Annotated in this window: 13 protein-coding genes; 7 read left to right on the top strand and 6 right to left on the bottom strand. The window is 41.7% G+C overall.

All coding sequences use genetic code 11. The features are described 5' to 3' along the window. Window positions 1-334 precede the first annotated feature (334 nt). Both mioC and asnC read right to left on the bottom strand, forming a co-directional pair. A complete protein-coding gene (gene mioC / locus AC4IFT_RS11165; RefSeq protein WP_490735463.1) occupies window positions 335-775 on the bottom strand; it encodes an FMN-binding protein MioC in 441 nt (146 codons plus the stop codon). Window positions 776-867: 92 nt separating this feature from the next. Continuing rightward, complete coding sequence (gene asnC, locus AC4IFT_RS11160; protein ID WP_219245205.1) at window positions 868-1,329, bottom strand: transcriptional regulator AsnC; 462 nt, start codon at window positions 1,327-1,329, stop codon at window positions 868-870. A 162-nt stretch (window positions 1,330-1,491) separates the two neighbouring features. On the opposite strand from asnC, the gene asnA reads away from it, so the two are divergent. Next, on the top strand, window positions 1,492-2,484 hold the full coding sequence (gene asnA, locus AC4IFT_RS11155; protein WP_490735466.1) for an aspartate--ammonia ligase: 993 nt from the start codon (window positions 1,492-1,494) through the stop codon (window positions 2,482-2,484). On the opposite strand, the gene viaA is transcribed toward asnA, so the two are convergent. After that, window positions 2,485-3,942 carry an ATPase RavA stimulator ViaA gene (viaA, locus tag AC4IFT_RS11150; RefSeq protein ID WP_490735468.1) on the bottom strand — a complete coding sequence of 486 codons (1,458 nt, stop codon included), beginning with the start codon at window positions 3,940-3,942 and terminating at the stop codon, window positions 2,485-2,487. A 2-nt stretch (window positions 3,943-3,944) separates the two neighbouring features. After that, window positions 3,945-5,462, bottom strand: a complete 1,518-nt coding sequence (gene ravA, locus AC4IFT_RS11145; protein WP_490735470.1) for an ATPase RavA — start codon at window positions 5,460-5,462, stop codon at window positions 3,945-3,947. A gap of 281 nt (window positions 5,463-5,743) precedes the next feature. Between ravA and rbsD the strand changes: the two genes are divergently transcribed. The 6 genes from rbsD to rbsR all read left to right on the top strand — a co-directional run bounded on the left by rbsD (window position 5,744) and on the right by rbsR (window position 11,574). Next, window positions 5,744-6,163, top strand: a complete 420-nt coding sequence (gene rbsD, locus AC4IFT_RS11140; RefSeq protein WP_490735472.1) for a D-ribose pyranase — start codon at window positions 5,744-5,746, stop codon at window positions 6,161-6,163. Between the two features lie 7 nt (window positions 6,164-6,170). Beyond that, window positions 6,171-7,685: a ribose ABC transporter ATP-binding protein RbsA gene (gene rbsA, locus AC4IFT_RS11135; RefSeq protein ID WP_490735474.1), complete on the top strand. Its 1,515-nt coding sequence runs from the start codon at window positions 6,171-6,173 to the stop codon at window positions 7,683-7,685. Then, entirely contained in the window at window positions 7,682-8,644 is a 963-nt protein-coding gene (gene rbsC / locus AC4IFT_RS11130; RefSeq protein WP_047756542.1) for a ribose ABC transporter permease, read from the top strand. The genes rbsA and rbsC overlap by 4 nt, the downstream gene beginning before the upstream one ends. 17 nt (window positions 8,645-8,661) lie before the next feature. Continuing rightward, window positions 8,662-9,552, top strand: a complete 891-nt coding sequence (rbsB, locus tag AC4IFT_RS11125) for a ribose ABC transporter substrate-binding protein RbsB (protein WP_490751349.1) — start codon at window positions 8,662-8,664, stop codon at window positions 9,550-9,552. A gap of 81 nt (window positions 9,553-9,633) precedes the next feature. Next, window positions 9,634-10,557 carry a ribokinase gene (rbsK, locus tag AC4IFT_RS11120; protein ID WP_490735478.1) on the top strand — a complete coding sequence of 308 codons (924 nt, stop codon included), beginning with the start codon at window positions 9,634-9,636 and terminating at the stop codon, window positions 10,555-10,557. 9 nt (window positions 10,558-10,566) lie between these two features. Beyond that, entirely contained in the window at window positions 10,567-11,574 is a 1,008-nt protein-coding gene (gene rbsR / locus AC4IFT_RS11115; protein WP_490751348.1) for a ribose operon transcriptional repressor RbsR, read from the top strand. Here rbsR and mdtD read toward each other — a convergent pair. Together mdtD and AC4IFT_RS11105 are read right to left on the bottom strand one after the other, a co-directional pair. Beyond that, on the bottom strand, window positions 11,555-12,967 hold the full coding sequence (gene mdtD, locus AC4IFT_RS11110; protein ID WP_490735482.1) for a multidrug transporter subunit MdtD: 1,413 nt from the start codon (window positions 12,965-12,967) through the stop codon (window positions 11,555-11,557). The genes rbsR and mdtD overlap by 20 nt on opposite strands. A 51-nt stretch (window positions 12,968-13,018) precedes the next feature. Next, a complete protein-coding gene (locus AC4IFT_RS11105) occupies window positions 13,019-13,711 on the bottom strand; it encodes a FadR/GntR family transcriptional regulator (protein ID WP_490735484.1) in 693 nt (230 codons plus the stop codon). Between the last annotated feature and the right edge of the window lie 393 nt (window positions 13,712-14,104).

The following is a 14,104-nucleotide window of genomic DNA, read 5'->3' as shown; positions in this document are numbered from 1 at the left end:
GGAGAGAATTCTACTCAAGTTTGAAAGAGAGACAACCCCTAGGCTTCTCCCCTTATAATATATAAGATCTTTTTATTTAAAGATCTCTTTATTAGATCTTTTATTAGGATCACCTGTTTCTGTGGATAAGTGGATTTTCACTTTAAAGATCATAAAAGTGTAAAGGATCATATACTGTGAATGATCCGTGATCCGATTGCGTATAAGCTGGGATCAAAATGGGTACTTATGCACAGGCCTTGGTGGCCCTAAAACTTATACTCTGGATAACTACCGGTTAATACCGGGATCTTCCCTGAGTTATCCACAGTTGATTGCTTCTATTTTAACCAAATTAGAGTTCGTTTGCCCAATTTTTAACCCATTCTCCTGCGGGATCTTCAGGGATTTCGTGTTTTTGGATGTCTATTTCAAAACATTCGCCGATCCGTTTAGCCCCTTTTTCACTTAATAGGGCATCTAATTTGTGGATCGCACCGCAGAAAGTGTCATATTCTGAGCTACCGATCCCAACGGCACCAAATTTCACTTGGCTGAGATCGGGGGAGCTTTCTTCTATAGCATCAAAGAACGGCTGAATACTTTCAGGTAGATCACCTGCTCCGTGAGTCGAACTCACCACCAGCCAAATGCCCTCAAGTGTTAAATCATCAAGCTCTGGACCATGTTGAACGTCTGTTTCATAGCCGAGTTCTTCTAAAATCTCCGCCATGTGCTCAGCAACATATTCCGCACTGCCCATTGTACTGCCACTTATTAAGGTTACTTTTGTCATGGTGATTCTCTTTCACAATAATAGGGCGCTATTGTACGCTGTGAATGAGCTGGGATCTACCTGTGGATAATGTGGTTATATCATTTTTTTTTCTAAGGGTTGATTGTACGTAAGATCGGGTTCTGTAAGGAGATCAAGGTTTCTGTAGATTGAATCTCATCAATCGTTTGAATTTTGTTGATAAGTACGTCTTGTAGGGCATCAATTGATTTGCACATGACCTTAATAAAAATGCTGTATTGACCTGTCGTATAATAAACTTCGACTACTTCTTCTAAGGCATCCAACTTCTTTAATGCTGTCGGGTAATCTTTTGCACTTTTTAAAATAATGCCAATAAAGCAGCAGACATCAAAGCCTAACTGTTTTGGATTGATATCAATACGTGTGCCTTTAATGATCCCCGCTTGCTTCATTTTTTCAACGCGAACGTGAATTGTTCCTGGGCTTACTGCAAATTTTTTGGCTAATTCTGCGTAAGGCGTACGCGCATTTCCCATTAATTCGTGAAGTATGTCACGATCGAGATTATCGATTTGATAATTTTCTGGCATTATTTTGCCTCCATTTTAACGATTATTCATTTTTATACCCATTTTTTTAATCAAAATAAACAGTAAAGGCTTTTTTTAATGATGGATATTGAATTTATGCCTCATTTTGTTGCTTAATCTATACATCGGCTAATACAGCAAACAAATTATGGGTAATAAATTATGGACAAGTCATTCATCGAACATCAGCAACAAATTAGTTTTGTAAAATCCTATTTCTCACGTTTACTTGAAAAAGAACTCGGTCTAATTGAAGTTCAAGGGCCAATCCTTAGCCGTCTTGGTGATGGTACGCAAGATAACTTATCAGGCAGCGAAAAAGCAGTTCAAGTGAAAGTGAAATCAATCCCAGGTGCGACCTTTGAAGTGGTGCACTCATTGGCTAAATGGAAACGTAAAACGTTAGGTCGTTTTGGTTTCAGCGAAGGCCAAGGACTCTATACGCACATGAAAGCGTTGCGTCCGGACGAAGATCGCTTAACCCCAATCCACTCCGTCTATGTCGATCAGTGGGATTGGGAAAAAGTGATGGCAGATGAGGAACGTACACTTCCTTATCTGAAACAGACAGTGGGTAAAATCTACAAGGCAATAAAAGAAACAGAAGCTGCCGTAAGTAAAGAGTTTGGACTGGCACCGTTCCTGCCAGACCAAATTCACTTTATCCACAGTGAAGAGCTGTTACAGCGCTACCCAGACCTTGATGCAAAAGGCCGTGAGCGCGCAATCGCGAAAGAACTTGGCGCCGTTTTCCTTATTGGTATCGGTGGTAAGTTATCCAGCGGTGAATCACACGATGTCCGTGCACCAGACTACGACGATTGGACAACAGAAAACGAAGACGGTTTTTGTGGTTTAAACGGTGACATCCTTGTGTGGAACCCTGTATTACAAGATGCATTTGAGCTGTCTTCCATGGGGATCCGTGTTAGCCCTGAATGCTTAACACGTCAATTAAGCTTGACGCAAGATGAAAAACGCATGGAATTAGAATGGCACCAAGCGCTAGTTAAAGGTGAAATGCCACAAACTATCGGCGGTGGTATCGGCCAATCCCGTTTAGTGATGTTACTTCTGCAACGCCAACACATTGGCCAAGTCCAATGCGGTGTATGGGCGCCAGAAACGCAAGAATCTGTTGAAGGTATGCTGTAATTAGCGACTAAAGCGGCGTAATAGCCTGCTTTTTAACCCGGTGTCAAAGCGCCAAATATGGTCGAAGATTTTCATGATGCCGGGTTTCCCATAATTTGACACTGATACCGCATGGAAGCGGTATTTTCCTTTCTTTTGCATGGTTTTGATTTTTTGAATGAGTTCATCGGGTAAACGCTGAGCCACAAAATCAGAAATAACCACTGCATCTGCATCCATCCATTGTTTTGATTCTAATTTGACGGTTGTTTCTTGCAAGCAAGCAGCAAGGTCTGTTCCGCCTTTAAATGTTTGATGTAAAAACCGAACGCACTGCTCCAACCCATCCGCAGATAATAAATCGTAATGCACAATATCGGTGGAAAACAGCATCACATGGCATGCGCGGTTATCGGCTAACGCAATTTTCATTAGCGCAAGGCAAAATGCCTTTGCACAGCGCTCATTTAATCCCCCCATTGATCCCGAAGTATCAATACATACTACAAATGGCCCTCGAGGCTGTTCTTCATCATGGTGATGTGTAATGGGGCGCAGCACTTTTCTTTCTTGCCAGCTATCCCCTTGCAATCGATAAGTTAATAGCTGTTTTTCCAGTAATTTTCGATAAAACTCAAATTCAATTTCTTCGATACCCAGCATAGCGAGCTCAGCGGGTAATAAACGCAAAATATCATCACTTTGGTTTAAGCCATTAACTTGTTCAGGTACTGTTTCTGGCACTTTCTCCATGATAGTCATTGCTTCTAAAACCACGCTATCATCGGGAATAGCTTGCGCTGTTTGGCTGCGCCCTAATAGTTGGGCTATTTTTTCAAGCTCAGGCTGTTGGCGTAAAAATTCACTGTAGCGATTTAATAGCTGGTCATTATAAACAGAGGTCATATTCACCCCTTTGCTTAAATCCCACAAACGACCAGCCGCTCGTTCATTTTCACCCAGAATATCTTCTAAATTTCCACTCAAGGCTAACCTGCGTTGTAATTCCGCCAGCAACTGCTCTTTCTCTTGCTCTAACAGCTCTTTATGCAGGGTTGTGACTTGCAAAATTAAGCTGACTCGCCACTTTTGGACAAACAAAGCTTGCCTTGCACTGCGGTTGTCAATTTTACCGCTTTGTAGCTGGTTTGCTTCTCGGTAAAACGGCGAGTCGATTTGGTTAAGCCTTTCTATTACAGAAGGAAGTCGCGTAAAAAAAGCGTCTGTTGATATCCCAAGGGATTGCCTATACAGCTCAAACTCTTCAGAAAGTTGCGCGGGAACTAACGCATCTTGCAGGCGCTGTTTTAGGTCTTTTTTCCAGCTAGATAAGTCTTTTAATAATGCCTTTTTTAAACGGGGATGTTTTTCAAAAAATACCGCCAATTGCGGCGTAGCAAGGAGAGAGATAATAATCTCTTCTATTAACTGGCTTTCATTAACCGAAAGCAACATCTCCAGAGTGGCTAAACTCATCATAATTATTCAGCCACTTTTCCTGTGATTTGGTTGCGTAATTGCGTTAATTTCTCTGCAAGTTGTAGAAAACTTTGCTCAATATCCGCCAGCCAATGGGCTTCAATAAAAAGGTTGGGTTGTTGTTTTTCAAATTGATAACGAGCAGTTTGGATATCTGATTGAATTTTATCCAGCTTATCTAACCATTCTTGATTATTTGATGTGGGGGTTTGTGTGGCTGTTTTATCTTGGATATATAAGGTTGATGATTGATGGCTGATATCCAATAACTGTATCTGATTTAAATTATTTACCTCAGCGGCAATTTCTTGTGCAAAACCAATACCATTTAAATGAGCGGATAATGTCGTGCCTTTATTTAAAAATAAAGTGAGTGCTTTTTTGTCTGTGGTAACAAACGTCACTTTCATATTATGCAATTGTAATGGACGATGTAAAAACAGCGTGATCCGACCTTCATGAAGATGCTCAGGTAACACATACGAGGCCTTACGAGCAAACATCGCATTGTTTTTATTTACTTTAAATGCATCTTGGCTATTTTGATCTTGCGTGGATGACATCCATTGCTGGTAAATTTGCTCAATTTCACGGGTAAATTTACGCTGCTGCCAACCCTCTTCTTGTAAAAGGGATTGAATTAATCGCGGTAATGCATTCATCGATTGCATATCGTGCCACAGGCAATCTTTCAAAAGTACAATATCAAGGGGAGAGACGCTGCTGCGACCATTAAAAAATGCACTCGCTTGTAATAAATACACCGCTTTTTTCCAACGTCTATCTGAGACATAAACCTGCTTATCCGCGGCATCTAATTGTTGGCGTAGTTGGTAGACTAGCTCAAAACAGTGATCGGGCAGCGTAATTTTTGGAATTTCTTGTTGCCACTGCAGGTACTCTTCATCACTGATTTTTAAATGCTCAGGGACTTGGGATCCTTCTAACGACGATTTTCCCGTCAATAATGCACGGAAGTTTTGTTTTTCCTGTACTTTATCAAGCCAAATACGCACCAACATACGGTCAAAAAGGGCTTCTAAACTATTATCAGCATCAGGTAATTCGTTTGAAGCCGTGACAAGCAAACGCATGGGAATGGCTTTTTCTTCATCGCCATTACGGAATTTGCGTTCATTAATAGCCGTTAATAGCGTATTGAGAATCGCGGGGCCTGCTTTCCAGATTTCATCTAAAAAAACCACTTCAGCATCAGGCAAATAACCTTTCGTTAAGCGTTCATAGCGCCCTTCATCTTTTAAGGCTTGAATGGATAAAGGGCCAAAAATTTCTTCAGGCGTCGAAAAGCGCGTCATTAAGTATTCAAATGCATGGGCATGACGAAAAGCATATTTCATTCTCCGCGCGATTAAGCTTTTCGCAATACCTGGAGGGCCTAATAGAAAGACACTTTCACCACTGAGTGTGGCTAATAAACACAAGCGTATTGCCTGTTGGCGTTCATACAAACCGCTTTCCAGGTAATTACTCAGTTGGGCGATACGCTCAGCAAGTTGCATAACAGTTCCTTTCTATTGGAGAGTTCTTGATAAAGGCTATCAATTCCTTTTATTACATACTGCGGCCATTTTTTCCATTTTTCTTTGATGTACCCCAAAAAACAAGAAAAAACGATTCAGCTATAAGTGATTCAATAAGTTATTGTTTTTAAGCTTATCCCACACTAACGAAACGTTTCGATGATGATCACAAATATCGACTATCAATATTGAGTTGTGACTTATCTAAACTATGATTGTATAAGCGAAACGTTTCGCTTATCAGAAATGGCGGTGAAAAAATGAAAAAAGGTGTTCTGCTTAATGCCAATATTACTTCAGTGATTGCAAAGTTAGGTCATACCGACCAAATCACACTGGCGGATGCAGGCTTACCCATTTCAGCGGGGCCTGAGCGGATTGATTTAGCGATAACGCAAGGGTTACCTGATTTCATGGCTGTTTTGCGAGTGGTTACGCAAGAAATGCAGGTCGAAAAAGCGATTATTGCAGAAGAAATTAGTGCAATGAATCCCACCATGGAAACGGCTATTTTAACGCATTTGAATAACCTACAAACTGAACAAGGCAATCAAATCGAAATCATCTATTGCAGTCATGAACGTTTTAAACAGCTAACTCATGACAGCAAAGCAGTCATTAGAACAGGGGAATGCTCGCCATTTGCGAATGTAATCCTATGTTCTGGTGTGACTTTCTGAGGTGACTATGCAACCTTTATTAGAACTTATCGGTATCGATAAATCATTTCCGGGCGTGAAAGCGCTCAGCGGTGCGACATTAAATGTCTACCCCGGAAAAGTCATGGCGCTGGTGGGGGAAAATGGGGCTGGCAAATCAACCATGATGAAAGTGCTCACCGGTATCTATCAAAAAGATGCAGGTAAAATTCGTTTTCTGGGTAAAGAAGTGGCGTTTAATGGGCCAAAAAGCTCCCAAGAAGCGGGTATTGGTATTATTCACCAAGAATTAAACCTGATCCCTGAGCTGACGATTGCAGAAAATATTTTCCTTGGGCGTGAGTTTGTTAGTGCGTTTGGCAAAATTGACTGGAAAAAAATGTTCAGTGAGTCAGACAAACTGCTCAAACGCCTCAACCTTGATTATGACAGCCATCAAACCATTGCTGAACTTTCGATTGGGGAACAGCAAATGGTGGAAATTGCTAAAGTCCTCAGCTTTCAATCCCAAGTGATCATCATGGACGAACCAACGGATGCGCTTACTGATACAGAAACGGAATCATTATTCCGCGTTATCGAAGACTTAAAAGCACAAGGCTGCGGTATTGTTTATATCTCTCACCGGTTAAAAGAAATCTTTGAAATTTGCGACGATGTCACCGTGTTTCGTGATGGCCAGTTTATTGGCGAAAAACCCGTTAGCGAATTAGAAGAAGAAAAACTGATTGAAATGATGGTGGGAAGAAAGCTTGAAGACCAATATCCACGCATTGATGTTCAAGCGGGTGATACCCGTTTACAGCTTGAAAATGTTTCAGGCCCCGGTGTAAGCAATGCCAGTTTCACGTTGAAAAGCGGTGAAATTTTAGGGGTTTCAGGGTTAATGGGCGCAGGTCGAACTGAATTGATGAAAATCATCTACGGCGCAGCGACTAAGAAATCAGGCACAATTAAGCTGGAAGGCAAATCTGTCAATCTGAAAACCCCGCAAGAAGGCCTAAATAGCGGCATTGTGTATATTTCAGAAGACCGTAAACGTGATGGATTAGTATTAGGCATGTCAGTTAAAGAAAACATGTCGTTGACGGCTTTGCGTTATTTCAGCCGTGCGGGTGGCTCACTTAAACACGGCGAAGAGCAACAAACGGTCAGCGACTTTATTCGCCTTTTCAATATCAAAACTCCATCGATGAACCAAATTATTGGTAACCTTTCTGGCGGAAATCAACAAAAAGTGGCTATCGCACGAGGGTTAATGACCAGACCCAAAGTGTTGATCCTTGATGAGCCAACGCGTGGTGTCGATGTTGGGGCAAAAAAAGAAATTTATCAGCTAATTAACCAGTTTAAGAAAGAAGGGCTGAGCATCATTTTAGTCTCTTCAGAAATGCCTGAAGTGATTGGAATGAGTGACCGCATTTTGGTGATGCACGAAGGTCATATCAGCGGCGAATTTACCGCCAAAGACGCGACTCAGGAAGCCTTAATGGCTGCCGCAGTGGGTAAAAATTACGGCTCAGTTCAGGAGTTATCAGTATGAGTTCAACAACTGCATCATCAAAACGCTGGTTCAGCAAAGCTTGGCTGATGGAGCAAAAATCATTAATTGCACTATTAGTCTTAATTGCCATCGTATCAACATTAAGCCCTAATTTTTTTACGGTGAATAACCTATTCAATATTTTGCAGCAAACGTCGGTAAACGCCATCATGGCGGTAGGTATGACGTTGGTTATCTTAACGTCAGGGATTGATCTGTCGGTAGGCTCATTACTTGCATTGACGGGCGCGGTTGCTGCATCGATGGTTGGGGCGGAAGTCAACGCCTTGGTTGCTGTTGCAGGGGCATTAGCACTGGGAGCCGCAATTGGCGCATGTACTGGGGTTATCGTCGCGAAAGGGAAAGTCCAAGCCTTTATCGCAACATTGGTGATGATGCTTTTATTGCGCGGGGTGACTCGTGTGTATACCGATGGTAGCCCGATAAACACGGGCTTTAGTGATAATGCTGATTTATTTGGCTGGTTTGGTATTGGTCGCCCATTAGGTATTCCTACCCCGGTTTGGTTAATGATCATTGTTTTTGCGGCGGCATGGTACATGTTGCACCACACTCGATTAGGCCGTTATATCTACGCGTTAGGGGGCAATGAAGCGGCAACTCGTTTATCAGGCATTAACGTCGATCGCATCAAAATTATTGTGTATGCCTTATGTGGTTTGCTGGCGGCACTGGCCAGTGTGATTGAAGTTGCACGTTTGTCATCGGCGCAACCTATGGCAGGTAATGGGTATGAGCTAGATGCTATCGCCGCTGTTGTACTGGGTGGCACAAGCCTTGCAGGCGGGAAAGGGCGTATTGTCGGTACGTTGATTGGTGCTCTGATCCTTGGTTTCTTAAACAATGGCTTAAACTTATTAGGTATTTCGTCGAACTATCAGATGATTGTCAAAGCGGTCGTCATCTTACTTGCGGTACTTGTTGATAATAAAAAATAACCCTACAGGAAACGATTATGAAACTGAATAAATTAGCGACATTGTTATCAGCTGTTGCACTGAGTGCAACCGTTAGCGTCAATGCGATGGCAAAAGACAGCATTGCGTTAGTGATTTCAACATTAAACAACCCTTTCTTTGTGACGATGAAAGATAGCGCACAAAAAGAGGCAGACAGACTGGGCTATGAATTGATCGTTCTAGACTCACAAGATAACCCAGCAAAAGAATTGGCAAACGTGCAGGACTTAACGGTTCGTGGAACAAAACTGATGTTAATCAACCCAACAGACTCTGATGCGGTGGGTAACTCTATCCTAATGGCAAACAAAGCAAAAATTCCTGTTATTACCTTAGACAGAGCCGCTAATAAAGGTGAAGTCGTCAGCCACGTTGCTTCGGATAACCGTATGGGCGGTAAAATGGCGGCCGATTATATTGCACAAAAAACAGGTAATGAAGCCAAAGTTATCCAATTAGAAGGTATTTCAGGTACTTCAGCAGCACGTGAGCGTGGTGAGGGCTTTAATACAGGTGCTAAAGAGCACAAATTTAATTTACTGGCGAGCCAGCCTGCTGACTTTGATAGAACAAAAGGCCTTAACGTTATGCAAAACCTGCTAACTGCGCACCCAACGGTTCAAGCGGTCTTCGCACAAAATGACGAAATGGCGCTAGGTGCATTAAGAGCACTACAAACAGCCGGTCGTACTGATGTTTTAGTGGTCGGTTTCGATGGCACTAATGATGGCATTAAAGCGGTAGAGGGCGGGAAATTAGGTGCAACAATCGCACAGCGCCCTGATCAAATTGGTATTGTTGGTGTACAAATTGCCGATAAAGTCTTAAAAGGTGAAAAAGTTGATGCTACCGTTCCTGTTGAATTGGAATTAGTGGTAAAACAATAAGATAAAATAACCGCCGCAGCAGCTTTGCGGCGGTTTATGGGTTTGTGGTTAAGCAGTCACAATAAAAAGGATATAAATGTTATGGGTACAGCAAAGCTGGTGGTACTGGGTAGTATTAATGCTGATCATATTTTGAATGTTAAGCAATTTCCACAACCGGGTGAAACCGTTCGTGGTGACAGCTATCAAGTTGCCTTTGGTGGAAAAGGTGCAAACCAAGCTGTGGCGGCAGGCCGTAGTGGCGCTGACATAACATTTATAGCTTGTGTAGGTGATGATGATATTGGTGCAAGTATTAAAAAACAGCTTCATCTCGATAATATCAAAACAGAATGTATTGATGCGATTAAAGATGAAACGACGGGTGTGGCACTGATTTATGTGAATCAACAAGGCGAAAACATTATTGGTATCAATGCGGGTGCCAATGCGCAACTAACAACGCAGAGACTCACTCAATATCAGCAAAAAATTATTGAAGCGGATGCCGTCTTAATGCAGCTTGAATCACCGATTGAAACTGTTCAGATGGCCGCTGAAATTGCGAAGAAAAACAATACTCAAGTCATTTTAAATCCAGCTCCAGCACAATCATTACCAGACTCATTATTAACGCTGGTGGATATTATCACGCCGAATGAAACCGAAGCGGAGCATCTAACGGGTATTGCCGTTAATGATGACCAAGGCGCCCAAGCGGCGGCAGAAGCATTACATCAAAAAGGGATCAGCAAAGTGATGATTACCTTGGGTGCTCGTGGGGTTTGGTACAGTGAAAAAGGTGCACAAGGTAAAATAATTGCTGGGTTTCGCGTAAAAGCAGTGGATACTATTGCGGCAGGTGATACATTCAATGGGGCGTACGTTACCGCTTTACTGGAAGGTAAGTCTGACGAAGACGCGATTATTTTTGCCCATGCAGCGGCGGCGATAGCGGTTACTCGCCCAGGTGCTCAACCTTCGGTTCCATGGCGTAAAGAAATTGACCAATTTTTAGCTCAATAGGATTAACTTGTGGCAACAATGAAAGATGTGGCTCGCCTTGCGGGTGTGTCGACATCCACCGTCTCTCACGTTATTAATCAAAATCGCTACGTCAGCGAGAGTATTACTCTGCGTGTTAAAAATGCTATTGAAGAGCTAAATTACGCCCCTTCGGCATTGGCGAGAAGCTTAAAAATGAATCGCACGAATACCATTGGAATGTTACTGACAACCAGTAACAACCCATTTTATGCGGAAGTGGTGCGAGGCGTAGAACGGAGTTGCTACGAGCGCGGTTATAGTTTGATTTTGTGCAACACTGAGGGCGATCTTCAACGGATGAATCATAGCTTAGAAACCTTGTTACAAAAGCGGGTTGATGGGCTATTGATCATGTGTACTGAAGTCCAAGGGCCCTCAAAAGAAGTATTGGCTCGCTATCCTGCTGTACCGACGGTGATGATGGACTGGTCGCCATTTGAATCTGGCGGCGATGTTATTCAAGATAACTCATTTTTAGGCGGCGAAATTGCGACTCGCTATTTAATTGATGCTGGGTTCACTCGCATTGCTTGCATTGCTGGGCCGCAAGATAAATCACCTGCAAGAGCCCGTCATCAAGGATTTATTCAAGCCATGAATGATGCGGGTATTAAAATTAATGAAGAGTATTTGATTTTCAGTGATTTTGAATTTGCTGGTGGTTTTGAGTCAATGAATGCATTGCTTGAGTTACCCGTCCCGCCTCAAGCCATTTTCGCGGGTAATGATGCGATGGCAGTTGGGGCTTATCAGGCAATATTCCAAAAAGGGATGAAAGTTCCCGATGATATTTCGATTGTCGGTTACGATGATATCGATCTTTCTTCTTATATGATCCCACCCTTAACAACCATTCATCAACCAAAAGATGAGTTAGGGCAGCAAGCAGTTAGCCAACTGATTTATCGAATGGATAACCCAGAGGCAGAGACTGGCGTGTTAGTGCTTACCCCTGAGCTTAAAGAGCGCCAGTCTGTTAAGAAGGTGAGTTCTTAGTTTTTTTTGTTTTTCCTTTTATTAAGTTATCACCATCTGTTTTACTTAATAATAAGAAGACAAAAGCAGAAACTAGTGTAATCACACCAATAGTAATAAAGGTATAGTGGAAATTATCCACGGTATTACTATTGGGCTGTCCATCATAGAAACTTAATATCGCTGCACTTACGGCAATACCAAAGCTAATCGATAGCTGTTGGGTTACGGCTAACATGCTATTTCCGGCACTGGCATTATTGTCGGTTAAATCTGCCAAGCAAATCGTATTCATCGCAGTAAATTGTACTGACATCACCATTCCTAAAATGAATAGCGGTACAACCAACAGATAAATCGACATATTCGGGGATTGTAATGAGAATTGGGCAATCATTAACCCAATAATTACCGTGATCACAAATAACGTATTACGGTAGCCATACTTAGTGAGGATTTTTGTTACACCTGATTTTGCTGTTATTGAGCCAATCGCCAATGGCGCCATCATCATCCCCGCGACAACCGCTTCATAGCCAAATCCAACTTGCAGCATTAATGGCATTAAAAATGGAATACTGCCCGTCCCTAAACGTGTTGCAATATTGCCACTGATGCCAATTGAAAACGTACGAGTTTTAAATAAATTTAATGGGATGATGGCATGCTTAATACGTCTTGCATGAAATACGTACAATAATAAGAAAAGAAAACCGCCAACAACAATTGCAGCAGGAATAGATGTTGGTAATGCTTTATCGCCAAACAAATCTAAGCTAACGGAAAGCATGACTAAACCAAAACCAAATAGTAAAAAGCCGAGCGTATCAAATTTACGTTTTGGCATCTTAAAATCAGGCATATGCTTTAACGCATAAAAAATACCCAAAATACCAATAGGAATATTAATAATAAATATCCAATGCCATGTGGCATAAGTAACCAATATACCACCTAACAGAGGGCCTAATATTGGCCCGACTAATCCAGGGATGGTCACAAAGTTTAATATTGGCAATAACTCACTACGTGGATAAGCTCTGATTAATGCTAATCGAGCAACAGGCATCATCATTGCCCCACCAATCCCTTGAATAACCCGAGATGTCACTAAAAAATTCAGTGATGGGGAAAGGGCGCAAAGCAAAGAACCGAAAGAAAATAATGAAACGGCTAAAATAAAGATACGGCGAGTACCAAACCGATCAGCAAACCATCCACTTATTGGGATCAATAGTGCAACCGTCAAAGTATAACTAACAACGGCTGATTGCATTGCAAGGGGAGAATGATGCAGGCTTTTTGCAATATCAGGTAAAGCCGTATTCAAAATAGTGGCATCGAGCGCCTGCATGAAAAAGGCCATTGCCGCAATCCATGGAAGGCCTGACATATTTTTGGCTGTCTTGAACATCGGTTACCTATCTAAAAAGTTAAAGCGCCAAGGGGAAGTTATCTTGTTAGGTTATTTTTCGTTTACTGTTAATAGTTTATAGCAAAAATCGAGAGCTTTGGTACTGTGACCTTGGATAATGGCATCCGCTAATTGCTGGTGGATATCAACTTCTATAACTTCATTGTCAGTAATAACATCAAAGTAGCGCTGGTAAATAGAACGAAATAAATTAGCGAAAGAAATTAAAAACGGGTTTGCACAGGCTTTATAAATGGTTAAATGAAAATAGTAATCCACCTTTACCCAACGTTCTCTATCAAACTCTTTTGCGAGTAACAGCATTTCATTCGTTAAAATCTGTAAAGATTGTTTTTGTTCGGGTGTTGCATGTATGGCTGCAAGATAACAAGCTTGCGGCTCAATGGCGAGGCGAACAATTTTGAAATGTTTAATCACAACGGATTGTTCTTCACTATTGGCCCACCACGTTAATAAATCTTGATCTAAAAAATTCCAATTTGATGAGGGCATAACACGAGTGCCTATTTTAGGGCGTGCTAATACCATGCCTTTAGCGGCTAATATTTTAATGGCTTCTCTTATTGCCGTTCGGCTGGCTTGGAACTTTTCTGATAACTCTAATTCACTGGGTAAAATGGAATCAGGCAAATAGGCGCTTGTTAAAATCTGTTGGCCCAGATTTTCTGCAATAATATAAGAACGATTTTTTTGCGAAGCCGTTTGTTGCTTACTTAATTCCATAATTCATCTCAAATCTTATTTCTTGGATGCCTATATTACGTGAGTAAAGGGCAAATTGCTGCTGAAATAGTCAATTACTGGGTGCGATTTAGCTTAGAACTCCATTTTTGGCTAAAAAAAACGCGAACAAAATAAAAATGCAAAAAAACACTTGCGAGATTTTTTCGTCTCCCTATAATGCGCATCCGTTGTCACGGCAAACCGCTTCGGTGGTGAGGTTAGAAAAAGAAAGCCTTAAGCCAAACTTGAAAAAGTAAGTGATAACACGGTGTGAAGAAAGAAAAAGTTGAAAATAAACACTTGACTTTCTAAAAGAAAAACGTATTATACGTCACCTCGCAGCAACGACCCAGAAGGTCAAATTTCAATACGAAATGCTGCAACGCTCTTTAA

This window comes from Providencia sp. UF-183 (genome assembly GCF_058246155.1).
Note: the sequence above shows the minus strand (reverse complement) of the source record. Positions and strands in the feature narration are given on the sequence as shown.

What these genes read in the sequence shown, in the direction of transcription:
- rbsK (WP_490735478.1), top strand. Translation starts at nt 9,634, where the DNA reads ATGGGTACAGCAAAGCTGGTGGTACTGGGTAGTATTAATGCTGATCAT.
- rbsB (WP_490751349.1), top strand. Translation starts at nt 8,662, where the DNA reads ATGAAACTGAATAAATTAGCGACATTGTTATCAGCTGTTGCACTGAGT.
- asnA (WP_490735466.1), top strand. Translation starts at nt 1,492, where the DNA reads ATGGACAAGTCATTCATCGAACATCAGCAACAAATTAGTTTTGTAAAA.
- mioC (WP_490735463.1), bottom strand. Translation starts at nt 775, where the DNA reads ATGACAAAAGTAACCTTAATAAGTGGCAGTACAATGGGCAGTGCGGAA.
- rbsA (WP_490735474.1), top strand. Translation starts at nt 6,171, where the DNA reads ATGCAACCTTTATTAGAACTTATCGGTATCGATAAATCATTTCCGGGC.
- ravA (WP_490735470.1), bottom strand. Translation starts at nt 5,462, where the DNA reads ATGCAACTTGCTGAGCGTATCGCCCAACTGAGTAATTACCTGGAAAGC.
- rbsC (WP_047756542.1), top strand. Translation starts at nt 7,682, where the DNA reads ATGAGTTCAACAACTGCATCATCAAAACGCTGGTTCAGCAAAGCTTGG.
- mdtD (WP_490735482.1), bottom strand. Translation starts at nt 12,967, where the DNA reads ATGTTCAAGACAGCCAAAAATATGTCAGGCCTTCCATGGATTGCGGCA.
- viaA (WP_490735468.1), bottom strand. Translation starts at nt 3,942, where the DNA reads ATGATGAGTTTAGCCACTCTGGAGATGTTGCTTTCGGTTAATGAAAGC.
- AC4IFT_RS11105 (WP_490735484.1), bottom strand. Translation starts at nt 13,711, where the DNA reads ATGGAATTAAGTAAGCAACAAACGGCTTCGCAAAAAAATCGTTCTTAT.
- rbsD (WP_490735472.1), top strand. Translation starts at nt 5,744, where the DNA reads ATGAAAAAAGGTGTTCTGCTTAATGCCAATATTACTTCAGTGATTGCA.
- asnC (WP_219245205.1), bottom strand. Translation starts at nt 1,329, where the DNA reads ATGCCAGAAAATTATCAAATCGATAATCTCGATCGTGACATACTTCAC.